This is a genomic window from Silicimonas algicola (assembly GCF_003148765.1).
Classification (GTDB): Bacteria; Pseudomonadota; Alphaproteobacteria; order Rhodobacterales; family Rhodobacteraceae; genus Silicimonas; species Silicimonas algicola.
Window position 1 is genome coordinate 1 of sequence record NZ_QGGV01000015.1, and the last position, 25,611, is coordinate 25,611.

General features: G+C 63.3%; 25 protein-coding genes. 11 read left to right on the forward strand and 14 right to left on the reverse strand.

The annotated features are described in order from the left end of the window. Window positions 1-306: 306 nt before the first annotated feature. The 3 genes from C8D95_RS20885 (at window position 307) to C8D95_RS20895 (ending at window position 2,852) form a co-directional block, all read left to right on the forward strand. On the forward strand, window positions 307-753 hold the full coding sequence (locus C8D95_RS20885) for a phage holin family protein (protein ID WP_109761140.1): 447 nt from the start codon (window positions 307-309) through the stop codon (window positions 751-753). Next, window positions 743-1,423 (forward strand): DUF3618 domain-containing protein, encoded by a 681-nt coding sequence (locus C8D95_RS20890; protein ID WP_109761141.1) that lies wholly within the window; start codon window positions 743-745, stop codon window positions 1,421-1,423. The genes C8D95_RS20885 and C8D95_RS20890 overlap by 11 nt, the downstream gene beginning before the upstream one ends. 133 nt (window positions 1,424-1,556) lie before the next feature. Then, window positions 1,557-2,852 carry a PRC-barrel domain-containing protein gene (locus C8D95_RS20895; protein ID WP_146203021.1) on the forward strand — a complete coding sequence of 432 codons (1,296 nt, stop codon included), beginning with the start codon at window positions 1,557-1,559 and terminating at the stop codon, window positions 2,850-2,852. Window positions 2,853-3,095: 243 nt separating this feature from the next. Here C8D95_RS20895 and C8D95_RS20900 read toward each other — a convergent pair whose 3' ends face one another. The 13 genes from C8D95_RS20900 to C8D95_RS20955 form a co-directional block, all read right to left on the reverse strand. After that, window positions 3,096-3,872, reverse strand: a complete 777-nt coding sequence (locus C8D95_RS20900) for an SDR family NAD(P)-dependent oxidoreductase (RefSeq protein WP_109761143.1) — start codon at window positions 3,870-3,872, stop codon at window positions 3,096-3,098. Continuing rightward, window positions 3,869-4,648, reverse strand: coding sequence for an SDR family NAD(P)-dependent oxidoreductase (locus tag C8D95_RS20905; protein WP_109761144.1), 780 nt, complete (start codon window positions 4,646-4,648; stop codon window positions 3,869-3,871). The genes C8D95_RS20900 and C8D95_RS20905 overlap by 4 nt, the downstream gene beginning before the upstream one ends. Continuing rightward, entirely contained in the window at window positions 4,645-5,850 is a 1,206-nt protein-coding gene (locus C8D95_RS20910) for a zinc-dependent alcohol dehydrogenase (protein ID WP_109761145.1), read from the reverse strand. Before C8D95_RS20910 ends, C8D95_RS20905 begins: the two co-directional genes overlap by 4 nt. 11 nt (window positions 5,851-5,861) lie before the next feature. Next, window positions 5,862-6,584: an SRPBCC family protein gene (locus C8D95_RS20915; RefSeq protein ID WP_241239870.1), complete on the reverse strand. Its 723-nt coding sequence runs from the start codon at window positions 6,582-6,584 to the stop codon at window positions 5,862-5,864. Window positions 6,585-6,624: 40 nt separating this feature from the next. Next, a complete protein-coding gene (locus C8D95_RS20920) occupies window positions 6,625-7,197 on the reverse strand; it encodes a response regulator (protein ID WP_109761147.1) in 573 nt (190 codons plus the stop codon). A gap of 54 nt (window positions 7,198-7,251) precedes the next feature. Beyond that, window positions 7,252-7,398, reverse strand: coding sequence for a hypothetical protein (locus C8D95_RS22200; protein WP_164721649.1), 147 nt, complete (start codon window positions 7,396-7,398; stop codon window positions 7,252-7,254). Next, window positions 7,398-7,778, reverse strand: a complete 381-nt coding sequence (locus C8D95_RS23010) for a GFA family protein (protein ID WP_420902670.1) — start codon at window positions 7,776-7,778, stop codon at window positions 7,398-7,400. The genes C8D95_RS22200 and C8D95_RS23010 overlap by 1 nt, the downstream gene beginning before the upstream one ends. A 154-nt stretch (window positions 7,779-7,932) precedes the next feature. Then, window positions 7,933-8,757 (reverse strand): manganese catalase family protein, encoded by an 825-nt coding sequence (locus C8D95_RS20930; RefSeq protein ID WP_109761149.1) that lies wholly within the window; start codon window positions 8,755-8,757, stop codon window positions 7,933-7,935. Between the two features lie 429 nt (window positions 8,758-9,186). Beyond that, on the reverse strand, window positions 9,187-10,692 hold the full coding sequence (locus C8D95_RS20935; RefSeq protein WP_109761150.1) for a sugar ABC transporter ATP-binding protein: 1,506 nt from the start codon (window positions 10,690-10,692) through the stop codon (window positions 9,187-9,189). Beyond that, on the reverse strand, window positions 10,689-11,690 hold the full coding sequence (locus C8D95_RS20940) for an ABC transporter permease (protein WP_109761151.1): 1,002 nt from the start codon (window positions 11,688-11,690) through the stop codon (window positions 10,689-10,691). Before C8D95_RS20940 ends, C8D95_RS20935 begins: the two co-directional genes overlap by 4 nt. Window positions 11,691-11,703: 13 nt before the next feature. Then, window positions 11,704-12,678, reverse strand: coding sequence for an ABC transporter permease (locus C8D95_RS20945; RefSeq protein ID WP_109761194.1), 975 nt, complete (start codon window positions 12,676-12,678; stop codon window positions 11,704-11,706). Between the two features lie 68 nt (window positions 12,679-12,746). Further along, a complete protein-coding gene (locus tag C8D95_RS20950; protein ID WP_109761152.1) occupies window positions 12,747-13,544 on the reverse strand; it encodes an SDR family NAD(P)-dependent oxidoreductase in 798 nt (265 codons plus the stop codon). A gap of 76 nt (window positions 13,545-13,620) precedes the next feature. Next, window positions 13,621-14,571 (reverse strand): sugar ABC transporter substrate-binding protein, encoded by a 951-nt coding sequence (locus C8D95_RS20955; RefSeq protein WP_109761195.1) that lies wholly within the window; start codon window positions 14,569-14,571, stop codon window positions 13,621-13,623. A 304-nt stretch (window positions 14,572-14,875) separates the two neighbouring features. Here C8D95_RS20955 and C8D95_RS20960 point away from each other — a divergent pair, with 304 nt between their 5' ends. From C8D95_RS20960 to C8D95_RS20985, 6 genes are all read left to right on the forward strand, one after another. Next, window positions 14,876-16,624 (forward strand): extracellular solute-binding protein, encoded by a 1,749-nt coding sequence (locus C8D95_RS20960; RefSeq protein ID WP_109761153.1) that lies wholly within the window; start codon window positions 14,876-14,878, stop codon window positions 16,622-16,624. A 17-nt stretch (window positions 16,625-16,641) separates the two neighbouring features. Continuing rightward, entirely contained in the window at window positions 16,642-17,451 is an 810-nt protein-coding gene (locus C8D95_RS20965; RefSeq protein WP_109761154.1) for an SDR family NAD(P)-dependent oxidoreductase, read from the forward strand. A gap of 65 nt (window positions 17,452-17,516) precedes the next feature. Continuing rightward, window positions 17,517-18,815, forward strand: a complete 1,299-nt coding sequence (locus C8D95_RS20970) for a M24 family metallopeptidase (RefSeq protein WP_109761155.1) — start codon at window positions 17,517-17,519, stop codon at window positions 18,813-18,815. Between the two features lie 3 nt (window positions 18,816-18,818). Continuing rightward, window positions 18,819-19,583: an SDR family oxidoreductase gene (locus tag C8D95_RS20975; RefSeq protein ID WP_109761156.1), complete on the forward strand. Its 765-nt coding sequence runs from the start codon at window positions 18,819-18,821 to the stop codon at window positions 19,581-19,583. A gap of 10 nt (window positions 19,584-19,593) precedes the next feature. Next, window positions 19,594-20,337, forward strand: a complete 744-nt coding sequence (locus C8D95_RS20980) for an SDR family oxidoreductase (protein ID WP_109761157.1) — start codon at window positions 19,594-19,596, stop codon at window positions 20,335-20,337. A gap of 41 nt (window positions 20,338-20,378) precedes the next feature. Then, window positions 20,379-21,473, forward strand: a complete 1,095-nt coding sequence (locus tag C8D95_RS20985; RefSeq protein ID WP_249033340.1) for an alpha-hydroxy acid oxidase — start codon at window positions 20,379-20,381, stop codon at window positions 21,471-21,473. A gap of 415 nt (window positions 21,474-21,888) precedes the next feature. Here C8D95_RS20985 and C8D95_RS20990 read toward each other — a convergent pair whose 3' ends face one another. Next, window positions 21,889-22,776, reverse strand: coding sequence for a magnesium transporter CorA family protein (locus C8D95_RS20990; RefSeq protein ID WP_206508293.1), 888 nt, complete (start codon window positions 22,774-22,776; stop codon window positions 21,889-21,891). 442 nt (window positions 22,777-23,218) lie between these two features. Between C8D95_RS20990 and C8D95_RS20995 the strand changes: the two genes are divergently transcribed. After that, window positions 23,219-23,824 carry a hypothetical protein gene (locus C8D95_RS20995; protein WP_109761160.1) on the forward strand — a complete coding sequence of 202 codons (606 nt, stop codon included), beginning with the start codon at window positions 23,219-23,221 and terminating at the stop codon, window positions 23,822-23,824. Window positions 23,825-24,081: 257 nt separating this feature from the next. Next, a complete protein-coding gene (nadE, locus tag C8D95_RS21000; RefSeq protein ID WP_109761161.1) occupies window positions 24,082-25,584 on the forward strand; it encodes an NAD(+) synthase in 1,503 nt (500 codons plus the stop codon). Window positions 25,585-25,611: the final 27 nt, after the last annotated feature.

The following is a 25,611-nucleotide window of genomic DNA, read 5'->3' on the forward strand; positions in this document are numbered from 1 at the left end:
ATCGGCACCGTCAAGAGCCGCGTCAGCCGCGCCCGCCGAATGATCCTCGAGGACCTGGGCGAAGAGGAATTCACCCGCCTCTGACGCGCCGGGCCCGGGACAGATTCCCGGCAGCGGGAATGCTGCGCGGGAGCGGCTCTACAGCACTAAACCGAAATCGATTGCGCCTGGCACAATTGTCGGATCTGCAATCGCAACCGCAGATCTGCAGTTAATCGAGTCGATCAAATGTTTTCAGGAACATGATCCGCCCTTTGCTGTTTTGGTATCAGCAAACAAATTCAACTCAACCGCAAGGAGGTGGCAATGGCGTCAGTCAAGCAAGGTGTCGTGGCACCAGATGAAACTGCGACAGGTGCACGGACCGAACGTGAGGGTGCCGGCACTCTTGTCGGAAGCACTCTTGAACACCTGTCGAACCTGGTTCGTGGCGAGGTCGACCTCGCGAGGGCCGAACTCAATGAAAGCCTGAGCAAGACCATGACTGCGGCAGGCCTTCTCGTGGGCGCGGTCGTCATCGCACTCGTCGCCCTGAACGTGCTTGCCGCCGCATTGACGGCCGCCCTCGCCGAAACCGGGCTTGGTGCTGGCTGGGCCGCGCTGATTGTGGGCGGGGTTCTCCTCGTCGTCGCTCTCATCCTCGCCATGAAAGGGCGGAGCGATCTGAAGCTCCAGAGCCTCGCACCAACCCGGACGTTCGCGAACGTGAAGCGCGACGCTCAAACAATAACGGAGTCGACCGATGCCGCATGAAACACGACAGCCCGCCGAAATCGAGCGCGCCATCGCTCGGGAGCGTGACGAGCTTGCCGGTACGCTGGAAGAACTGCGTGACCGACTGAGCTTCGAAGGGGCCTGGAGACGTGCCGGCAGACACCTGCGCGAGAACGGCTCCGACTACGGTCAGACCTTCGGCAACATGGTCAGAGAGAAGCCGCTCGCGCTTGCCCTGACGACCATCGGCCTCACCTGGCTGATCTTCGGCCCTGCGACCAAGTCGTCGGCCCATGCCGTCCCCGAACGGCGCTGGCAGCCGAGGTCGGTTGATGCTGATCCCGACGATACGATGACAGCTGATGCGATGTCAGCGTCCGACCGGGCTGCGCGCAGATCTCCGTCCTCGGCGTATGAGACGGCAACGGGCGCTTCGCTCGACCGCCGCTTCGACCAAACCGGCGACCACACGACGTCGTCCTACACCGCCGTGCCGACGCGCCGGCCCTCCGACACGCCGTCTGATACCGTCGGCACCGAGTCGGACGTCTCGGATGGCGATGATCGGCGCGACGCGCCGGGGACACCTCCCTCGTTCCAGTCCGAACGACCGGATGTGTCGCAGCCCTCCCCCGCCGTTCACACGACGAGCGGCCGTCCCGAGGGCACCGACGGCCACGACAGAGACCGCAACGAAACGAACTCGTAAGGCGCGGCGCGGCGTCCCTCCAAGGGCGCCCGTCCGCCGCTCATCAACCCGTGAAAGGAAAGAACACATGTCAACAACAGCCACTGGAATCCGCTCCCTGCTGCTGAGTACCGTCCTCACCGCCCCATTCGTGATGACCGCGCACGCACAGGGCATCCAGATCAACGAAGAGGCGCTCGTCGGCAAGAGCGACGCCTGCCTGGAACTCGCCGAGCTTGTTCAGGACAGGCAGGAGCCGATCGAAGCCGTCCAGACGCAGGAGATCGTGGATGCGATCAACGAAGACCGGGCCGAGGTCTGCGTGACGCTCGGCGAGGAAATCGTGATGGCCACGCAAGCCGGTGAGACGACCGAAGAGACCGAGCGTCTTTCGGAAGAGGTCAACCTCTCGGAAGAAGCGACCATCGAGGGAGAGGCCGTCGTTTCGGTTCCCGAGCCGGAAGTCGACGTACAGGTGCCGGCGCCCAACGTACGCGTGACCGAGCAGCAACCCCAGATCAGCATCACCCAGGATCCGGCCCAGATCGAGCTTACTCAGGCCGAGCCGCAGATCACCGTCGAGATCCCTGAAATCATCGTTCGCGTCGATATCCCGGCTCCGCAAGTCTATGTCCTGCGGCAGGATCCCCAGGTTCGCGTGACGTCGGCCGACCCGCAGGTCGAAGTCTCGCAAGGCGAGCCGAGGATCAGCGTCCGACAGGCCGACCCCGAGCTTGACATCGATCTCGGCGTGGATGCCGGCGAAGCTCCGACCGAACAGACGTCGGTCGCCGACGCCGGAGAGCAGAACGAAGGCCAGGAAGCGGTCGGAGGCGATGTCAGCGTTGCCGGGACAGAGCCCCAGGTCGAGATCGTCCAGGCCGAGGGTCAGCCGCAGATGACGTATGAAACGGGCGAGCCCGCCCTGTCGTACGAAAGCGCAGAGCCCCGTATTTCGGTGCTGATGGCTGAACAGCCCCAGATCGAAGTGCAGCAGTCCGGCGAAGCAACCGTCATCCTGGAGACGCCCGAAGAGCGCGAACAGCGCCGTCAACAGCAGCAAGCGAATGCCAGCCAGCAGGATCCCGGTCAGCAGGTTGCACAGAACGACCAGGCCGGTGCTCAGGGCCAGATGTCGACCGGAAGCGGCGCTGTCATGACCGTGGGTGAAATCATGGACATGGAAGTCGTCACCGCGGACGGAGAGGAACTCGGTGCGCCCGAGGCCCTGATCGACGTGAACGGCGAGACGAGCCTCGTCGTCGAGGATGGTGGCTTTCTTGGACTTGGTGCCAACGCGGTTCCGGTGCGTCTGTCGCGCGTGACGATCCGCGACGGTCAGATCGTTCTCGAGAACATGACCGAGGATGATATCGAAGCTGCGAGCAACTTCCAGTACGACGAGAACGTGCGCCTGCCTGAAGATCAGCGCATTCAGGTCGGTGGCTAATTGTCATCGCAAGCAATCGGAGGTCCCGCCCAACTGGCGGGACCTCTTCATGTCCCGCGGGTAAAGCAATTCGTTTCCAGCGGACATTACACCCCGAACGAAATTATTCTCCTGGAGCGCTGCGCGAGGCCAGTGACGTCTTCTTCACAGGAGGAGAGGTAGGGAGATGCAAGGCGAGCGTCGGGCGCGCTTCGGGCTACAGCTCAGGTGGTGTGACGCCGGCTCACCGAGCGCCACCCGATGTCAGCGAGGCTCGGCTCCACGTCGATGTATCTTCGACATGAGCGACAGCGGAACGATGCCGGAGAGAATGGCCGTGAGACGCGTCGTCAGCTTGGGATAGACGTTCCGCTTCCCCGCCATCATGCCGTCATATCCTGCGCGCGCCACCTGCCCGGCATCGGCCTTGCTCTGTCCCGTGATCGGCGCGTCGGACAGGTCGTTGCGTCTGCGCGTGAAGATCGGCGTTTCGACCGGGCCGGGCGTAAGGCAGGTGAGGCTGACCGGGGTGTCTTTCCACTCGTCCTGAAGCGCATAACAGAGGCTGTTCAGATAGGCCTTGGTGCTGTTGTAGACCGCGTCGTAGGGACCAGGCACGAAGCCTCCCAATGACCCCGTGACAAGGATCCGACCGCGGCCCCTGTCGCGCATCTTCGCTCCGACCCGGTGCAGCAGAAATGTCGTCTGGAAGACGTTGAGTTCGATCCGCCTCCGGATTTGGCTCCAGTCCTGTTCGTGAAACGCGTGGCCCAGCGCACGGCCCACGTTGGCGAAGAACAGGTCGACCGGCTTGGCATCGATGGCCGTCCACAGGGTTTCGGCCCCGGCCCTCGTGGTCAGGTCGGCGCGAACGACGTCCACGGTCACGCCAAGCCGACGAAGCGTCTCGGCGGCCTGCTCGATCTCTTCCTCGTCCGCGCAGATCGTCAGGTCGTGCCCGTCCTGGGCCGCGAGACGCGCCAGCTCGAACCCCAATCCAGAGGATGCGCCGGTGACGACGGCATGGGTTCTCGCGTTCATGTCTTTTCCTCCGGCTGCGCCATTTGCCGATGCAGCCAGGCCGTCGCCCCAGGAGGCATCGCCCTGGCCAGCGAGGACTGCACCTTGTTCATCATGCCGGGCGTGATCCCGGCCTTGCCGTCCTTCATCGCGCCATACCCCGCCTGGGCGACGCTGGCGGCGTCTGCTTTGTCGGATTCGCCGACCGGCGTATCCTCCATGTGCGCCCGCTCGAAGAACTTCGTATCCGTCGGGCCGGGCATCAGGCAGGTTACGCTGACGTCGCAGTCGGACAGCTCGTTCCGGATCGCCCAGCTCAGCGAGTCGAGGTAGGCCTTCGTGGCGTTGTAGACGGCCTGAAACGACCCCGGCATGTAGCCCGCCACCGACCCGGTGATGAGGATACGGCCGGACCGGCGCGACGCCATATGCTGCGCCGTTCGATGGAGAAGCTCGGTCGTCCCCGCGACGTTCACGCGCAGGACGGACTCGATCTCGGTCCAGTCCTGCTCCAGGAAGGCATGTCCCAGCCCCCTGCCCGCGTTCGCCATCATGTAGTCGATCTTGCGGTCTCCCACGGCCTGCCACAGCGTGGCGACACCCTCCGACGTGCCCAAGTCCGCGACGACGAATTCGACTTTCGTTCCGCTACCGCGCAACTCCTCCGCCGCGCTCTCTATCGACGCCTCGTCGGCAGCGATCAGGACATCGCATCCGTCCTCGACCGCACAACGCGCAAGTTCGCGGCCGATGCCGGACGAGGCGCCGGTTATGACGGCGAAGGGTCGCGCCGTCATGCCTCGACCTCCGAAGGTTGCGGGGCTGTCAGGCCCGGCTTCAGGACCACCTTGGTCCAATCGTTCTGGTTGTCGTGGAAATTGCGATAGCCGAGCGGGGCGTCCTCCAGCGACAAGCGGTGCGAGATCAGGAAGGTGGTATCGATCTCACCCTCCTCGATCCGCTTCAGCAGATCGTTGATGTAGTGCTGGACATGGGTCTGCCCGGACCGCACCTGCACGCCCTTTTCCATGAGGGCCCCGAGCGGGAACTTGTCGAGGAACCCGCCATAGACGCCGGGGATCGAGACCCGCCCGCCCTTCCTGACGGCCATCAGAGCCTGGCGCAGCGCGTGGCCTCCATCGGCTCCGACGCCAACCGTCTGCTTGGCGACGTCGAGCCAGCGGTCGGGCGCGAAGCCATGCGCCTCCATCCCCACGGCATCGATGACGGCGTCGGGGCCGTGGCCTCCCGACATTTCCATCAGCGCTTCGAGGACGTGGGTCCGGGTGAAGTCGATGACGTCGGCGCCGAGGTTGCGGGCAAGCTCGAGCCGGTGGGGGTAATGATCGATGGCGATGACGCGGCCCGCGCCCTGGAGGAGAGCCGACTGGATCGCGAACAGACCGACCGGACCGCAGCCCCAGACGGCGACGATGTCGCCTTCCTTGATGTCGCAGTTCTCGGCCGCCATCCAGCCCGTGGGCAGGATGTCCGACAGGAAGAGCACGTCGTCGTCTTCCATTCCCTCCGGCACCACGATGGGCCCGACGTCCGAGAAGGGAACCCGCACGTATTCGGCCTGGCCTCCGGGATATCCGCCGGTCAGATGCGAATAGCCGAAGAGACCGCTCATCGCATGGCCGTAGAGGTTTTCGGTAATGTCCTGCTTCTCGACAGGATTGGAGTTGTCGCAGGCGGAAAACTGGTGGTTCTTGCAGAAGAAGCAGGACCCGCAGGAAATGGTGAAGGGGACGACGACGCGCTGCCCTTTCTCGAGGCTGCTGTCGGGTCCGGTCTCGACCACCCTGCCCATGAACTCGTGACCCAGGATGTCGCCGCCCATGAGCCCCGGTATGACGCCGTCATAGAGGTGCAGGTCCGAACCGCAGATCGCTGTCGAGGTGATCTCGATGATCGCGTCCCTCGGGTTGACGATCTCGGGATCCGGGACCGTATCGACGCGAACGTCATGCTTGCCGTGCCAGGTAAGTGCGCGCATTTGAAATCTCCTCAGGCGGTCGTCTTGCGGTTTCGGGACGTGGCGATCTCGCCGGTTTCGAGCAGCATCTTGAGCCGCTTCAGGTCGCGACGACCTTGGATGGACGGCTCCGCCTGGAAGAGCTTGGCAATCATCTGGCCGATCCGTCCTGCCGGCGGCACATAGGCGATGACAGCCTCCACCTCGGTCCCCCGCCCGGCGGGCGCGTCGCGGAACATGACCTTTCCCGAGGTCTCGACAGCGGAGTTTTCCGTCGATCGCCAGGCGATCTCCTCTCCCGGCCGATCCGACACGATGCGCGTTTCCAGCTCCACGTCGAAGTCCGCGGGTCCGCGTATGGTCCAACGGGTCAGATCGCCTTGGACTGTCACGCTTTCCACGTTTTCCATGAAATGCGGCAGTCGCGACATGTCTCGCCAGGCGTCGTACACGTCCTGGCGCGGACGATTGATCGTCACCGTCCGACCCGACACGGCGAAGCGCCCGAAGCGCGACCGCCGGCCGGTGCGTCCCGGTGCGTCATCAGGTGGATGCTGGTCGTTGGCCTGCCGTGACTGATTGAGGGCGAGCGCCAGCGCTCCCGCCCCTGTAAGCGCTGCCAGGGAGACGAGAAGGTACGTCCTGTTGTCGGCGATGCCGCGGGCGAGCTGGCGACGGTTTGGTGTCAATCGGTTCATCGTCAAATTCCTGCAAATGCTGCTCAGATGGGCAGAAGAACAGGTGCCGCCGGGCAATGTTCCCGCGGCCTGTCAGCATAGGCAGGATCGTGTTCGGCTAGCTCAGAAGCCGTTTGCCGCGTTGCACATGAAGGTCCCGCATCTGCGAGATCATGTACTGCTCGAAATCGGCCTGGCTGGACCAGGTCGTCGTTCCCACGGCGATGACCGATTTCAGGGTGAGCTCCACCAGCCTGTCGGCCGAGCTCGAGTCCGGCATCAGGTCGCGGGCGTGAAGGATCATGAGGGGCAAGGCGGCAACGGCATTGATCGCAGGCGGCTTGCGGCGCGCACCATGCGACCGCAACAGCTCGACCAGGGCTTCGGTCGGGGTCGGTTTGCTGATGACGGGGACGCCGTGATACCGCTCCGGCAATTTGAGCGTGTAGGCGGTGTAGAACACAAAAGGCGTTTCCCGCGTCAACAGGCAGTCGGCCAGCGGAAACGACGTATCGTCCCGCAGCCGGATGTCGAGGATGGCCGCATCGACATTCTCGAGATGATCGACAGCGTCATGCGCCTCGGAAAAGGGTCCGACGACCTCGGCGTTCAGCCTGGCGAGCTGGTACTGAAGCTCCGTCGCGAGGATGAAGTCATCCTCGGCGACGAGAACTCTCAAGGCGTCGGTCATGAACTTTCTTTCCTTTCCGTCATTGCCATAGCTGGTCCGCCCGCTGCGCTCATGTCAGCGCTCGCCGTCCAGCTTCTCCTGAAGCCGTATTGCCAGCTTCCTTAGCCTCTCGGGGACGTCTTCCTGACGTATGGCTTCCAGGGCCGCCTTGACGTCCAGGTCCACCCGCCGCTCGTCCGTCCGATCTTCCCGTTTCATCATTATTCTGCCTCTTGTGCATGGATCCGTCGTTCGGATGCGAGGTCCCCACGTTCGTCGAGGGAGCCGAGAGGAACCGCAACCTCGGAATTAAACCGGTACGCCATCCACAGCATGCATCCACAGGTAGGGCAAAACCCCCGGTCAGCAATTGTCGATGACAACCATATGCTGGGCGCGCGCGTCCACGAGATGCCGTCCCGAGACATACAGACCCAGGTGACGGGTGCGCCGCCACTCAGTCGACGGCACCTGAGGCAATGACATTCCACGATCTCGTCGATCCGGTAGATGGTAAACCGGCAGCGTCCGCAAAGACACCCGCCTTCCAGCCCCGACGACCGCGACGGGGCGAGCGTCATGCACCCGCCCGTCCCTGGCATCCGGCCATACTCGTCTCGCTCGCCACGCTGTTCCAATCCTCCGGCCCTTTCAGTTGCCGGTGCGAGGGTCAGGACGCCGGATCGCAGGTCCGTCGATCCGGCAGCAGAGCGCTCTCTGCTTGCCGGACCCGTGCCGCCTTCGCACCTCTCTGCGTCATGTCTGCTCGCTCTGTGCGCCCGATTTCGGCTTGGCCTTGCCAAGGCTCGGCTTCTGGCCAAGCGGCTTCGGCTCCTTCATCACAGAAAATTCGGACCGGCCATCGAGAGACGGTCCGGACGTCCAACGTCCTTCAGGCGTCGGCTCGTCGAGCGAAGTGTTCAGGAAATAGTAGCTGTGCTCGGTCGCCTCGTGATCCTGAGGCGTCGCGTTCGGGATCGGGAGCTGCTTCTCCCAGCCGCCCAACTCCTCCAGAACGGCGAGCCATTGCTGCTGGTGCATCGTATCCCGCGCGATGAGGAACGAAAGCATGTCCTTCATGCCGGGATCGTCCGTCATGTTGTAAAGCCGGCTCGCGAGAACGCGCCCGCCGGCCTCGGCCGTGGCATTCGCCAGCATGTCGGCCCCGATGTTTCCCGTCGCGTAGACGTGGCTCATGTCGAAGGGAACCCCGTTCGAGTTGACGGGCATCGCAGAGAGACCGGAGGACAGGATGTGCCTCGGGTTCATTCCGCCGAGGATCGCGTGGACCACAGGGTCTTTGGCCGCCTCGTCCTGGACATCCACCGGCGCGCCCTCGAGATTCAGGGCGACGGCATGGCCGAGAAACTCGATATGGCTCAGCTCCTCGGTCGCCGTCATCATGAGCATGTCGCGGTACTTCGAGTCCCCCCGCGCTCCCATGGCCTGGAAGAAATACTGCATCGCAACGCGGATTTCTCCTTCGATGCCGCCGATCGCCTGTTGCAGATGCTTCGCGAAAGCCGGGTCCGGCCGCTCGACGCGCACTTCGTACTGAAGCTTCGAGGAATGATGGAACATGCTGTCTCTCCTGGTGGGGATCATTGTGCCGAGAACGGGGTGTTTTCGATGAGACCTCAAACAGCCGTTGCCGCAGAGTGTTCCCGGGACCCGCGATCATGTGTTCCGGGATTTTCCCTTCAAGGAAGGGGGCCGAAACCGACCCCAAGACTGCCTGCGGGCAGGCTGTCAGACATGATCCGCCGCTGCGCCGGGCAAGACCACGGCGTTCCGTGCGCCACTCTCCTCTGAAGCGCGTCGCGTCATCGCATTGGCGCTGCCGCTTTCGCATGAGGTGGGAACACGTACCTGAGGTCCTTGTCGCTGGTGGAGGGCACACCGCAGGACGACTTCCGGCTCGGCCGAGCATTCCTCGTTTCTCGTCATCCGGCGGGATTTAGCGAAATAGTTCCATCGGTTGCTCCCGACTGGTCTAAATGGCGCCGCTTTCTAGGCGGCTCGATCGCCACCAAGCCCCGAGATCGCCTGGATGAGATTGTCTTCTGTCACCTCTTCGGAAGTGAAGGTGCGCATGATGCAACCCGAATACATGGCGACGATCCGGTCCGAGACGTGCAGCACTTCAGGCATTTCCGAGGAGATGACCATGACCGCGTAGCCTTGGGACGCCAATTCCCGCAGAAGCTTGTGGATCTCGGATTTCGAGCCCACGTCGATGCCACGCGTCGGTTCGTCGACGATCAGCACCTTGGGGTGCATGGACAGCCACTTTCCGATGACGATCTTCTGCTGGTTGCCGCCTGAAAGATTGCCGACCCGGCTTTTCCAGTTCGGTGTACGGATATCCAGCTGGTCGCGGTACTTGTCGAAGATGGCCACCTCGGCGCCTTCCGCCACGAACGGCCCGGCCTTCAGATCGTCGACCTGCGGCAGGGTCATGTTGTCGCGACAGTTCATGCCGAGGATCAGGCCCTGCCCCTTTCGATCCTCGGGCACCAGCGAGATACCGCGCGCGATCGCCTCGGCGGGGGAGGCGATGCTCACCTCCTCGCCATCGAGCAGTATCTGCCCGGCAGACGGACCGCGCAGGCCGAACAGCGTCTCCGCGATCTCGGTCCGGCCGGCGCCCACCAGCCCGTAGAAACCGACGACCTCGCCCCGGCGGACTTCGAAGCTCACGTCGCGATAGAGCTTTCCGCAACTCAGGCCGCGGACTTCCAGGGCTACATCGCCCAACTTGTGGTGCGAGGCGTTGCGGCTGAGGTCGAGCTTGCGCCCGATCATCAGCTGGGTGACCGCCTCCTCGTTCGTCTCCACGGTGGCGAGGGTGCCCTGGTACTGTCCGTCACGCAGGATCGAGATGCGGTCGGTGATCTTGAAGATCTCCTCCATCCGGTGGGAGATGTAGACGATCCCGACCCCGTCCTTCTTCAGGTCCGCGATGACGTCGAACAGGACCGATTTCTCGGCATCCGTGAGCGACGCCGTCGGTTCGTCGAAGATCACCGCCTTCGCGTCGACGGTGAGCGCTCGGGCGATTTCGACCATCTGCTGGTTGGCGATGGAAAGGTCGCCCACGCGCGTCCGCGCATCGAAGCCCACATTCAGTTTCTCGAGGATCGCGTTCGTCTTGTCCGCGAGCTTGCCCCAGTCGACCCGGCCGAAGCTCTTGCGGGGCAGTTCGCCGAGGTAGATGTTCTCGGCCACCGACAGTTCCTCGGCGAGGCTGAGTTCCTGATGGATGAAGACGATACCCTTGGCCTTGGCTTCCAGCGGACCTGACATCACCACCTTCCAGTCGCCCATGTAGATGTCGCCGCCGTCGGGCTGGTAGATGCCGCCCAGAACCTTCATCAGGGTCGACTTTCCCGCACCGTTTTCGCCCATCAGCGCGTGGACTTCACCCGGCATGACCGAGAAGGACACGCCGTCCAGCGCCCGAACGCCGGGAAAGGTCTTGACGATGTCCTGGAGGCGGAGAACCGGATCGGTCATACCTTCAACTCCTCTTTGCCTTTGACGTTCAGCTGCCGATCGAGGAACAGAACTGCGATCAGGATCAGGCCGATGACGAGGTTCACGGTCGAAGTATCTGCGCCGATGTGGCCCAGCCCCTTGCGCAGAAGCTGGATCGCGATAACACCGCCAAACGTCCCGATCACGTTGCCTGCGCCTCCGGTTATCTTGGTCCCGCCAAGCACCACTGCCGTGATGACCCAAAGCTCGTAGAGCTGACCGTCGTTGGGGTTCACCGAGCCGCTCTCGGAGTAGAAGATCACCGCCGACAGCGCGGCCAGAAAGCCAATGATCGCGAAGTTGATCATCATGTGCGGCCCTACCCGGATACCGGCGTTGACCGCAGCCTCGCGATTGTCGCCGATGGCATAGGCGTTCCGCCCGTGCACGGTCCTGGCCATCAGGAACCAGACCGCCAGCGTAACCGCCAACAGGAACCACGACGCCGTGGCGAGGCCCAGGAATTCGGCCTCGGCGAAATCGACCAGCGTCCAGTTGAGATGGCTCGTCGGATTCTCGCCATTGAACATGAAGACGATGCCGCGGAAGCCCAGCATCGAGCCCAGCGTGACGATGAAGGCATCCACGCCGGTCTTCCAGACGATCAGTCCGTTGAGTGCGCCTAGCAATGTGCCCGCCATCAGCGCCAGCAACCAGGCCACGGGGATGACCCAGTCGCCAAGCCCTGCGAAGATCGGCCATGTCATGCTGTCCAGGAGAATGATCGCGGCGATGGCGAAGGTCGCGCCGACGGAGAGGTCGATGTTCCCGTTCACCATCACGAGAGTCATGCCCATCGCGATGATCCCGATGGGCGCCGACTGCTTGAGAAGCAGCAGCATATTCTCGAAATCCATGAAGGCCTTGTCCGACAGCGACAGGAACTCGCCCGCCACGCTGAAAAAGATCAGCTCGAGAACGATGAACCCCCAGATCGCGCCGCTTTTCAGCGCCTTTGACAGTGCACCCGGTTGCATGGCTAGCCCTCCCTCACGCGATCGGCGACCAGAGCTTGCCGCGCTTGGCCGCGATATCGAGCCAGACGGCAAGGATGATGATGACCCACGTCACCACGAACTGGACGTAGAATTGCAGACCCAAAAGCAGGAGACCGTTCTGGATAAAGCCCAGGATCAGCACGCCGATGACGGTCTTGAAGATGGTCCCCGACCCGCCGAGAAGCGAGGCGCCGCCGAGGATGACGGCGGCCAGGACCTCGAGTTCCAGCCCCTGCCCCACGGTGTTCTGAGAGCCAAGTGAACGACTGGCCTGGATGAGGCCAGCCGTCGCGACGCAAGCGGCCGAGATCATGTAGCAATTGAACACGGTCCGCGCGCGTCGGATGCCGGAGAAGGTCGCGGCGGTGCCGTTGCCACCGACCGCGTATACCTTTCGCCCGAAGGCGGTCTTGGCCAGCACGACGCCGAGGAGGGCAGCGAGTACGGCAAAAATCAGGATCGGCACCGGGATTCCCAGCGCTGTTCCCTGACCGAACACGCTGAACCACGTCCCTTCCTTGTCGGCGATATCCATGTTCTGTCCGCCCGAATAGGTCAGCGTCAGCCCGTGGATCGCGGACAGCATGCCAAGCGTGACGATCAACGAATTTAGCCTCAGGTATCCCACGAGAAAGCCGATAAAGGCCCCGAGGCAGAGCGTCATCGCGAACATCGCGGGAATGGCCAGCGCGGGTCCTATCTTGTCGTGCAGGTCCAGCACGACGATGGTCGAGAACGACATCATCGAGCCCACCGACAGATCGAGGTTGCCGCTGATGACCACGAAGGTCACCCCCAGCGCCATCACCCCCAGGATCGCCGACGACCGGACGACGCTGAACACGTTGTCCACGGACAAGAACTTCGGGTTTGCGAGCGTGAACGCGATCATGAACACCGCGAAGGCAATCAGGATGCCCTGCCTGGCCAGAACTGTGCCGATCTGCTGCTTGGTCGGTGTCGCCATGATCCCCTCCCGAAGGTCGCCGGCATTCTCTTGTGTCACTGACATTCATTCCTCCCAATGCCGTGCGGTCAGACCAGTGTCATGCCTCCGTCGATCATGACGATCTGACCGGTCATGTAGTCGCTGTCTCGCGACGCCAGAAAGGTCGTTGTACCGGTGATATCCTGCGGGGTCGCCACGCGGCCCCTCAGGATGTCGGCCGAGAACTCTTCCATCGCCTGCCCCGGCCGCTCGGACGCGCCGATGGCCAGCAGATCCTGGTCGACCTGCTCCCACATCTCGGTCGCCACCACACCGGGAGCGAAGCCGGTCACAGTAATATCGTGCTTCGCCAGATCCCGCGCACCCGACTGCGTCAGGGCCACCACGGCGAATTTCGACGCGCAATAGGGCGCGACGTTGTCGAACCCCTGCCGGCTGGCGATCGAGGCGGTGTTGACGATCTTGCCCCCGTGTCCCTGCGCGATCATCTGGCGCGCGGCCTCCTGCATGCCGATCATGCAGCCGAGCCCATTGACGCCCATGATGAAATTCCAGTTGTCTTCCGTAACGTCCATGAAGTTCATCGGCTTGTTGACGCCAGCATTGTTGAACTTCACGTCGAGCCGGCCGAAGACCTCGACGGTATGCGCGATCATCGCCCGGACCTGCTCGCGCTCGGTCACGTCGACCTGCGCCGATGTGACGGCGCCCGACCGTCCGTTGATGCGGCTGCGGTTCGCGTCGGCCACCTCCGCCGCCTTGCCGCCGTTCAGGTCCGCGAAACAGACCATGGCGCCCTCGTCCAGAAGCGCCTCTCCGATGGCGCGACCTATGCCCTGGGCAGCGCCTGTCACGATGCAGACGCGATCCGAAACACGTCCCATGCCGCGTCCCCCCAAAACCTGTGCGAGAAGCTGTTGCCGGGGCGCGGTCTCGCCGCGCCCCGCGAAACGATTGGGCTCAGAACACCGGCTTGGTGAAGTCGCCCATGTTGTCCTGAGTGATCTTCGGCGTGTCGAAGTAGTTCAGGAACGGCACGTCCTTCCCTCCGAGCACGTCGATTGCGGTCTGGAGTGCGGCTTCGGCGTCATCGACCGGCGACTGATAGATCGATCCCCAGTAGTCGCCTGCGCCCATCGCGTCGTAGCCGACGGCGAAGTTGGTCGCGCCGACGAAGACGATGCCGTCGCGGCCTGCGGCCTTGGCAGCGTTGAGCGCGCCCACGCCCATGTTGTCGTCGCCCGCGTAGACCCCGTCGATGTCGTCGTACTTGACGAGGAAGGCTTCCATGACCTGTTGCGACTTCTCGCGGTTCCAGTCGCCCGGCTGGGTGTCCAACACGCTCACGTTCGGGCAGACTTCGGGCAGACGGTCCTCGAAGCCCTTGGCGCGTTCGATGGCGGTGGTGTAGCCCGGCTGGCCCGTGATGTGCACGACGCTGGCCTCGTCCTCGATGCCCATCTCCTTGAACTTGTCGCACATGATCTCGGCCGACCGCGCGCCCTGGGTAATGTTGTCCGGGCCCGAGAACGACTTGACGAAATCGAAGCCGGCCTCCGCAATGTTCGAGTTGGTGACGATCACGGGGATGCCCGCCTGGTGCGCCTTGCGGACGGCGGGGATCACGGCTTCGCCATTCGTCGGCCAGATTATGATGGCATCCACCTCCTGCTGGATCAGGTCCTCCATCTGCGCGATCTGGCGCGCCACGTCGCCGCCCGCGTCGAGTACGACCGTTTCGACATCCGCGTTCTCTTCGGCGGCCGCGATGAACGCCTTTTCGTACGTGGTCTGATAGCTGTCGACCCCGACGTTGTTCTGGGTGATGCCGATCTTCATCGTATCGGCCGATGCGACGCCAGCCACGGCCAGCATCGCTGTCGAAGCGACAAGAGTGGTGCGAAGTTTCATTTTGGTTTCCTCCCGGATGATAACGGTCTTCTCGAACTCCGAGGTGCCCTTACCGGGCACCAGGTCCATCACTCGGCATGCCGAACGATTGCCCGATAGAGTGCCGGGCTTCAAACCTCCTAAGTTCATCAAAAGTATCCAAAACGGATAATTTTTTATCCACAATGAATATTTTAACGATACGTGTTGGACATCACACTGGACATCTATGGGAGCAATCGTCGTGAGCGACTCCGGATCATCCGAAGCGGATAGCGGAAAACACCCACGTAAACGCAAGTCCGAAAAGAGGCAAAGCCGCGCAATGAACGCTCTGGGAGGGCATCGCCAAAGCAACCCTGTCTCGCCCCAGGCGAAATCCGAGCCGCTTGAGCTCCTGGCCTTCCTCGAGGATTTCAGCGACGAGTTGGAAGACGCCTTGGACATCATCACGCCGAACGCGCATTTGCGCATGGCGCTGCATCTCCTTCAGGGCCATTACAACGCGCGCACGATCACCCCCACCTCGCTCGTAAGCGCCAGCCGGGTGCCCTATGCCACCGCGAACCGGCGCATGAAGGAAATGATCGAGGACGGGCTTATCGAGCAGCGGCCCCGCACGAAGTCGGGCAAGAGCTTCTCCATGCATCCCAGCGAGAAGCTCCTGGCCCAGTGGGTGCAGCTTTCGGGTCGGCTTCGCCGGCTTGCCGATGGGCACTTCGGTGGCCAGCGCAAGGCGCGGGACACCGAGGACTATTACTTCAGTGCCAGCTACACGGCGGCGCAATCCGTCCCGCCACTCAGCGTGCGCACCGAACCCTTGAAGGTGCCGGGCGGCATTCGCGTCCTGGTTCATGGCGATCCAACCTTCATGGTGATGGACAATCTGAAACGTCAATTCGAGCAGGTCATCGGCATAGAGATCAGCCAGCGCGCCTTTTCCATCGACCGGCTCCGCGAAGAAGGGCTGCGCAACGCCGCCAGACCGACCAGCCGGTATGACATCATCGCGGTCGACCTGCCGTGGATCGGGGAGTTCGCCGAGAAAGGCGTCCTGATGCCACTGGACCAGGTCATGGATCTGGCGCGCCTCGACCCGGCGGATTTCCATACCGCGGGCTGGAAGGCCGCCCATTGGGGCGGACGCGCCTATGGTGTGCCGGCGCAGACCACGCCGGAACTCCTGTTCTATCGTCGCGACCTCTTCGCCGATGCGGGGCTTGAGCCGCCCGCGACCACCGACGCCGTGCTGAAGGCCGCGCGCAAGCTGCATGACCCCCGCCACGGTCGGTACGGCATTGCGTGGAATGCCGCGCGTGGGACGGCGCTCGGCCATACCGTTCTGATGACGATCGCCGATTTCGGCCAGCCCATCCTCGATCTGCCGGCGATTGCGGGCGGCTTCGGAACCGACCACCTCGCCTCGGGCGGCTACCAGGCGACCATCGACACGGACGCGGGGCTGTTGGCCGCCGAGTACCTGTTGGAGCTTCTGAAGTACTCGCCGCCCGACATCCTGTCGATGTCGTGGTACGAACGTGTCCGCCCCTACGCCGCGGGCAGCATCGCGATGGCCTATGGCTACACCCTGCTCGCCCCCTACTTCGAGCTGGACGAAACGTCGCCCGCCTACGGCCAGACCGGATACCTGCCGCATCCGGCCGGACCGGGCGCAAGACCCGTCGCGCCCGTCGGGGGCTATGTCATGGGCATTCCGGCCAACCTCGCGCCCGAACGCGTGCCGGCGGCGGTCGAGGCGCTGACCGTGTTCACCTCGCCCGAAGCCCAGAAACTCTACGTCCAGAACGGCAGCCGGACCAACCCGCGCTACTCGGTCGGTTCGGACCCGGAAGTACGCCGCACTTCGCCCATCTTCGAAGCCATCGACGCGATGTCCTGGCGCGACGAACTGCAATTCTGGCCGCGTCCGCCTGTCCCCGAGATCGGTGGCATCATCAAGATCTGCGGCGAGGAATTCCACGACATGCTGCGCGGGATCAAATCGCCCCGCGTTGCCCTGCGCACTGCCCAGACCCGGGCGGATGCCCTGATACGACCCGACGGGTCACCGTGACACGAGGAGGAGACACCATGGACCCCAATCGCCTGAAAGGGAAAAACATCCTCATTACCGGCGCCGCCCGCGGAATGGGCGCGGCCAATGCCGAGGCCTTTGCGGCGCAGGGTGCCAACGTGTGCCTTGGGGACCTGGAACTGGCCGAAGCACAGAAGATGGCCGACAGCATCAACGCCGCCGGCAACGGCAAGGCTATCGCCGTCAGAATGGACGTGACCAAGCGCGAGGACAATGCGGGGGCCGTCGCCGCCACGGTCGATGCGTTCGGTTCGATCAACGTGGGCGTCTTCAACGCCGGCCTGAACAAGCCCCGCTTCTTCATGGATATCGACGAAGACAACTGGGACCTGATCATGAACGTCAACACCAAGGCGATGTGGCTCGGGATGCAGGAAACCGCGCGCCAGATGATCGCCCAGGGACCGATGGAGGATCATCCCTACAAGCTGATCAACGTCGGCTCCATCGCGTCCCGTAAGCCGCTGGTCGACGTGACGGTCTACTGCACCTCGAAGTACGGCTGCCTTGCGTTGACCCATTGCGGCGCCGTCGGGCTGGCCGAGCACAACATCACCGTCAACGGCTATGCGCCCGGTGTCGTCGTGACACCGCTCTGGAAGCAGCTCGACAAGGATCTCGTCGATATCGGCTTCAAGGAAAAGGAAGGCCAGGCCTACGAGGACATCGTTCGCGATGCGCTGCAGATCAAGCGCGTCTCCTACCCGAAGGACATCGTCGGCACCGCGTCATTCCTCGCCTCGGACGACAGCGACTACATGACCGGCCAGATGGTCCATATCGACGGCGGCTGGTGCATCCAGTAGCGCCCTGAGTTTTCAGCCACTTTCACAAGCAAGGGCAGCGCCAGCGCAGCCCGGAGGAGATCTTCATGTCACGCGCCCTGATGCCGAACATGCTTACCCCGCAGGACCTGGAACCCAACTGGGAATGGCGCGACCGCCTGCCCGCCTGGGGGCACACCTCCGTCGATTTTGAGCGCCGGATCGACCACGACCGCTTGCGGCGTTATCGCCTCGCGCGGACGCGGCAGGCGTTGCAGGCGTCGGACGCGGGCACGCTTCTGCTCTTCGACGTCAACAACATCCGCTACGTCAGCGCGACCAAGATCGGCGAATGGGAACGGGACAAGATGTGCCGGTTCTGCCTGCTGACGGGCGACGACAGCCCCTATGTCTGGGACTTCGGCTCGGCGGCGATGCATCACAAGCGTTATTCCGACTGGCTGGAGCCCGAGCACTGCCTTGCCGGTGTCGTCGGGATGCGGGGGACGATCCCGCCCGAATTCGGCCTGATGAAGAAATACGCCAAGCAGATCGCGGGCCTGATCCGGGACGCCGGCATGGCGGACATGCCTGTCGGCGTCGACTATGCCGAAACCGCGATGTTCCATGCCCTGAAGGAAGAAGGCCTGAACATCGTCGACGGCCAGCAGATCATGCTGGCGGCGCGCGAGATCAAGAATTGGGACGAGATCCAGCTTCTGACGCAGGCGGCCAGCATGGTCGATGGCGTCTACCACATGATCTACGAGGAGCTGAAACCGGGCGTGCGCGAGAACGATATCGTCGCGCTCTCGAACAAGATGCTCTACGAGATGGGCTCGGACGACGTCGAGGCGATCAACGCTATTTCTGGCGAACGCTGCAACCCGCATCCGCACAACTTCACCGACCGCTACTTCCGGCCCGGCGATCAGGCGTTCTTCGACATTCTCCAGTCCTACCAGGGCTATCGCACCTGCTACTACCGGACCTTCAACATCGGGCGGGCAACGCCGGCGCAGAACGACGCCTACGTGAAGGCGCGCGAGTGGATCGACGCCTCGATCGAGGCGATCAAGCCCGGCGTGACGACCGACACCGTCGCCAAGCTCTGGCCCAAGGCCGAGGAGTTCGGCTTCCCGGACGAGGATTCGGCCTTCGGCCTCCAGTTCGGCCACGGTCTCGGGCTTGCACTGCACGAACGCCCCATCATTTCCCGAGCCGTGTCGCTGGATCACCCGATGGAGATCCAGACCGGCATGGTCTTCGCGCTGGAAACCTACTGCCCGGCCGCCGACGGATACTCGGCTGCCCGGATCGAGGAAGAGGTCGTCGTGACCGAGAAGGGGTGCGAGGTCATCAGCCTTTTCCCGGCCGAGGACCTGCCCATCGCGAACCGGTACTGAGGCATGGGCAATCCGTTCGACCTGACCGGCCGCAAGGCGCTTGTCACCGGCGGCGCGACCGGCATCGGCGAGGGCATTGCCTTGGCCCTCGCCGATGCCGGGGCCGATGTGGCGTTGACCTATCGCAGCCATGCGCCAGAGGCGGTCATCGCAAAGATCAAGGCGCTTGGGCGACGGGCAGTGGCGGTGAAGGCCGATTTCACCGGAATGGATCAGGCCGCCGCCGAAGAGGTGATCGGCTTCGCCGCCGACGCTTTGGGCGGTCTCGATATCCTCGTGAACAACGCTGGCATCATTCACCGTCAGGACTCGGTCGAGATGCCCTTCGACGACTGGCGACGCGTCCTGTCGGTCAACCTCGACAGCGTCTGGTTGCTGTCGCAGGCGGCGGGCAGGCGGATGCTGGCCCAAGGGTCGGGCAAGATCGTGATCGTGTCATCCGTGCTGGGGTCGCAAGGCGGGCTGCGCGTGCCGGCATATGCCTCCAGCAAGCACGCCGTGATTGGCCTGACACGTGCACTCTGCAACGAATGGGCAGGGCAAGGAGTGAACGTGAACGCCGTCGCGCCCGGCTACACCGCCACGGACAACACGCAGGCGCTGCGCGATGATCCCAAAAGATCCCGCGTGTTGCTGGAGCGCATTCCCGCGGGCAGGTTCGCCGAACCGCACGAAATCGCCGGTGCAGCCGTATTCCTGGCCTCCGACGCCGCCGCCTATTGCCACGGCAGCGTCGTGACCGTGGATGGCGGGTGGCTGGCCCGTTGAGAGTGACCCGATGACAGAGACACTGAACGGAAAGACGGCGCTCGTGACCGCTGCCGGAAACGGGATCGGGCGCGCCTCGGTCGAGGCTTTGGCTAGGTTGGATGCGAGCGTCATCGCGACCGACATCGACGCCGCGGCGGTCGAAAGCTTGGCCGACGACACCTCGGGCGTCACCCCGCGGCGCCTGGACGTCCTGGACGCCGAAGCCATCGCGGCACTGGTGGAGTCGCATCCGAAAATCGACATCCTCGTGAACTGCGCCGGCTGGGTGCATGACGGCACGATCCTCGATTGCGAGGAAGACGCCTGGGACCGGTCCTTCGCGTTGAATGCCAAGGCCACGTACCGCCTGACGCGTGCCGTTCTTCCCGGGATGCTGCGGCAGGGGGGAGGATCCATCATCAACATCGCGTCCATCGTGTCCAGCGAAAGAGGTGCCCCGCGCCGCTTCGCCTATGGGGCGTCCAAGGCAGCGATCATCGGCATGACCAAGTCCATCGCCGCCGACTTCGTGAAGGACGGCATCCGCTGCAACGCGATCTGCCCTGGGACGGTCCAAAGCCCGTCGCTGAACGACCGGCTTGCCTCGACAGGAGATTTCGACGCGGCGCTCGAAGCGTTCAAGGCGCGCCAGCCGATGGGACGCCTTGGCCGGCCCGAGGAGATCGCCGCGATGGTTTGCTACCTCGCCGGCGATCTCTCGGCCTTCACCACTGGCCAGTCGTTCGCCGTCGATGGCGGGTGGTCGATCTGATGCGGCTCTCTCGGGCGGCTTCGATCGACGACCTGAGGACGATGGCGAAGCGTCGCATCCCCCGGTTCGCCTTCGATCTCGTCGATGGCGGCGCGGAGAACGAGCGCAACCTGCGTCGCAATGTCGAAGCTTTCGAAGAGGTGGAGCTTACGCCGCGCTACATGATGGACGTCTCGAACATCGACACGCGCGCCACCATACTCGGCCAGACCTTCGACCTGCCGTTCGGAATGGCGCCCATCGGGATGCTCAACGCCTTCTGGCCGGAGGCAGATCTTACGCTCGCGCGCCTCTGCAGGCAGACAAACATTCCCTACGTGGCAAGTTCAGCAGCCTCGACCACAATGGAAAGGCTGGCCGAGGCGGCCGATGGCGTCGGCTGGTTCCAACTCTACGTCTCCAGCGACGCCGCGGTAACCGAAGGCCTGATCGCGCGGGCCGAGGCGGCTGGCTATCCGGTGATGATGGTAACCGCCGACGTTCCCGCCGCAGGGAAACGCGACCGCGACATACGCAACCAGCTTTCGGTTCCGTTCCGGTTGACGCCGGACGTGCTGTTTCAGATTGCCACCCATCCGCGCTGGTCGGTCGAGACTTTTCGTCACGGCAAGCCCAATATCGCGAACTACGCGGACCTATTGCAGGCGGCGACATCCTACGCCGACGTCCAGAAGACCCTGATCACGCCCGGGTTCACCTGGGACAGCCTTCGAAGGCTGCGTGACCGTTGGAAGGGCAAGCTTCTGGTCAAGGGCATCCTGCATCCACAGGACGCGCTGAAATGTGCCGAGATCGGTTGCGACGGCATCGTGGTTTCCAATCATGGCGGCCGTCAGGTCGCGTTCGGGCCGCCGACGATCCAAGCCTTGCCACCGATTGCCGAAGCCGTGCGAGGACGGCTGGAAATAATTATCGACAGCGGCATTCGGCGCGGCGCGGACCTGTTGCGTGCCAAAGCACATGGTGCCGACTTTGCGCTGGCGGGGCGCGCGTTGGCATACGGGGTCGGAGCGGGCGCCAGCGACGGGGCTGAATGCGCAATGAAGATTCTAAAGCTCGAATTGGTTCGCTCGCTCGGTCAACTAGGCTGTTCGTCGTTCGAGGCGGTGGGAAGCTCGGCGCTCTTTACTACCTAGCAGAAAGAAGGCCGGCTCACCGAATGCGTGCTTTTCACGCCGATCTCGGAGGCGCCAATCGGCTTATAGATGCTTTACCCCCTTGCCGAACGACTTGGCATGTCACCATTGAGCCAATGGATTCTGCCAACGTCCCGTAAGCGGAATTGGTGGCTTATGCACATGCCAATCCCCACGCTTTGCGCTGCAAGCAATCGCCTCTGCCCGCGGCGCCGCAATGTCTTCGCGTACAAGTTGAGCCGACGCGTGAGGTACATCCAGCATAGGGGGAGTGACCCACACCACGCTCATGTCAATTGCCGAGAGGGAACGAGTCTGCGGGCAAACGTCCGATATCAGGCCCATCCCACAGAGTGCCACGGGCGTCGAAGTGTTCAGTGCTGCCTTGCTTTCTGCTCTACACAGCAACATCGTCTCACAGCCAGCCCCTTTGCTTGAAATATGCGTAGGGCAATATCGCCGAGACGACCATCAAAGCGATAGCAAATGGATACCCCAACAGCCAGTCGAGTTCCGGCATGTGCTGAAAGTTCATTCCGTAGATCGACGCTATCAGCGTGGGCGGCAGGAAGATCACGGCTGCCACGGAGAAGATCTTGATGATGGCGTTCTGCTCGATGTTGATCATTCCGAGGGTAGCGTCGAGCAGGAAGGTCATTTTCTGCGACAGGAATCCCGCATGGTCCAGCAGGGATCGGATGTCGCGGGAGAGGGTCTTCGTGCGCTCGCGGATCTCTTTCGGGCTTTCCCGCTGAACGGTCGCGTGGCCTAAAAACCCTGCCAGCCGTTCCAGCGTGAGAAGGCTGTCGCGGATATTCGAGGTGAGATCGCCCTTTCGTCCGATCTCCTCCAGGGTCTTCTGGTTGTCCGGCGCGGCATCCTTGGCGGGCCGGAATATCTGACGAGAAACCGCGTCGATGTCTCGAGCGGCTCGCTCCAGAATATCGGCGAGCCGGTCCACGACCGCTTCGAGGAGTGCCACGAGGATGCTTTCGGGGTTTGGGACATCAAGACCCGTGCGTTCGGCACGGGGAGGAAAGGAGGTAAACGCTCGGGGTTCGTGGTAGCGAACGGTCACGAGATGATCCGCAGTGAGAACGAAAGTCACGGGCGCCATTTCCGGATCATCGCCATCGGTATGGGCCGGGAGGATCGCCGTCATGAACGTCCCGCCGCCTTCCAGATATAGCCGCGACGATATCTCGATCTCGTTCATTTCCTCGCGAGTCGGGATATCGAGCCCGAGCACCCGCTCCACCGCGACCTCCTCTTCTCGCGTGGGACTCACGAGATCGAGCCACAAGGCTCCCGACATCTCCTCATGTGGCCCCGTTAGTCGGCCCCCCTCGTTTCGAAAGCATCGGATCACGTTCGGACTCCTTCTCGGTTCGAACTGCGACTCGCAGTTCCGCTGCCTGCATCAGGCTCCGTTGCGCCGGTCTGCACCTGGGACAGAAACAGCCTATTTGCTCAGACCGCCACATAGACCTGTTCGGGACGAGCGACAGGCGCACGCAGGCGCCGACGCTTCCTGTGTTGTTCTGTCGTCGAAGTAAGGAATCGACCAATAGTCAGAGGCCAGACGGCCGACAACCGTGCTCTACTGCCGCGAATGAGCAGAAGTCCGCGGCCGCCGCTTGACGTCGGCCGAGGGTTGGGCACTGTGCCTTGGAGACGGGCATCCGCGCCCGGGCAGGTGTGCCTACGCTACAAGCACACACCAATTCCCCCGTAGAGAGGCAGTCATGAATCGTGCAGTCGTCTTCATTCTGGCACTTCCGGCCTTGGCGGGCGTCACCGTCTCCTCCGCCGAAGCACGCGTCTGCGACTATCGCCCGAGCGAGCTTCTGAGAAGCGGCGTGAGCAGTGCGCGGGACGCAGCCGGTGCCTTTGCCAACCGGGCCGCAGGTGCATTCACGCTCACCAACGCGGCCACGGGTGCTTCAATGTTGGGGTCGACCGCCAGCACTCTTGGAGAGATTGGCGGAGCTGTTGGCAGCACCGCCGCGGGCGCAGTGTCTGCATCCGGAGCGGCCGTCGCTGCGGTCGGCCTTGGTGCGATGGAGGGACTCTGCTATTTCCGCGACGAACGGATCAGCGACTATGGCGACGTTCTGCAGGTGATGCAGGCGATCGCGGATTCCGCCGATCCGGCTTACTTCCGCGTCGACGACGGGACTCAGCGACAGAAGAGCGCCGTCGTTGTGATCGGAGACGGCTCGGGTGGCGCGACCGAATATCCCGTGCGGAAGCTGTACATCGTGAACGGCGTGCTCATACACCGCGACTGGGGCTTGAACACGCCGCTCGGCGACGTCGGCTTCATGAGTCCTTCAGACGCGGTGAAATAAGCCGCTGCCATCTCTTGCTCATGGGTCCCCCGACTACATCAAGAAGAGCGTGATCGCAGCCGTTGCTGCGGCGAGCCGGACCTCCGCCATTCCGCACGCGAGCCCGATTGCGTCAGTATTCCAGACGCTTGCCGCAGAAGCCGCTCCCCGCACGACTTTGCCGAGCAGTGAGGTCGTGGGCGGATGGCGCGGCTGTGGGAAGGAACCCTGAGCTTTCGACGATGGTTGAAGGAGCGGCGGATCTGAGAGGCAACCCGATGCAGCACCTGGACGAAGTTCTCGAACTTTCTCGCCAGAGACCCCGCGGACCATTATCGCCCTGGTTCGAGACCCGATTGCGTGAGCAAGTTGGCGCGGGTCTGTTTCTGCCACCGTCAGAGCTGCAGGCCGTGGGTAAGAGGCTGGTTCAGCAACTGGCAGAATACCGCGAGCAGGCGGGCGTATCGACGGCGGTACTCGGGATGTCCGGCGGGGTCGACAGCGCGGTGACGGCGGCGTTGCTCAAGGAAGCGGGGTGGCGTGTCGTCGGCTACACGCTGCCCATCGAGCAGGATCCGGTCGAAACCGAGCGCGGTGTCGAGGCCTGTCACGCTCTGGGAATCGAACATCTCCAACTTGATCTGTCCGAGCAGTACCACTGCATGGTGGCAGGGTTGGGAAGCTTGGACGAGAAGTTGCGGAGCGGCGACACCGACGCGCTCCGGACGCGGCGTGGCAACATGCGCGCGCGCCTGCGCATGATCACCCTCTACGATCAGGCGCATCGTTGGGGCGGCCTCGTGGCAAGCACCGACAATTTCTCGGAACTGGGGGCAGGTTTCTGGACGCTGCATGGCGACGTCGGTGACCTCACGCCTGTGCAGTCGTTGTTGAAGTCGTGGGAGGTCCCGTGGATGGCGCACGCCTACGGCGTACCCGAGAGCACATGGCGCGCAAAGCCGACTGACGGTTTGGGGATCGGTGAAGGGGATGAAGCCCAGATCGGCGCGACCTATCTCGAGTGGGACGTCACGGTCTTCGCTGTACTGGACGTGCTGCGGCGAAACCCGTCGCTGAGTGCGGAACAGATACCGGACGTGCTCTGTGCGGGTGACGATCCCGTTGCGGTCCGGGCCATCGCCGCCGTTCTGCGTCGCCTGCGCACGACCTGGTTCAAACGCATGAATCCTATCGCGCTCGACCATCCGAAGTCGGATCGCTTGAGTATGCTCGACATGATCGACGACCGGTTGTTCCGCCCGGCAGTGCTCCGCGACGATCGTGCGCTCACCTCGTTTTCCGGGGAGATCGTCGCACTTGGCCAGCGGCTGGCAAACGAACTCGCTGACAAGAAAATCCGCGTCGTCACGGCGGAGTCCTGCACCGCCGGCCTGCTCGGCGCCTGCATCGCCGCCACGCCCCGAAGCTCGTCGGTTCTCGAGGGGAGCTTCGTTGCCTACTCTCCCTCGATGAAGATCGACGCCCTGGGGGTACCGGACGCGCTCATTCAGGAGCGGACGGTCTATGATCCCGAGGTTGCCCGCGCGATGGCGGAGGGAGCGCTTCAGCGTGCAAAGGGTGCGGGGCTGGCCATCGCGATCACCGGAGTCGCGGGACCGGAGCCAGACGAGGGCAAGCCGGTCGGCCTGGTCTATATCGCGACCCTCCACCGTTCCGGCACGCCGCAAGTGACGGAGTGTCACTTCAGCGGCCAGCCGAGAGAGATCGTGGCAGAGACGGTCCGCAAAGCACTCAACCTTGGCTTGGAAGCGCTGGACTAGGTTCTGGGCGGGTAGAAGGCACCCGCC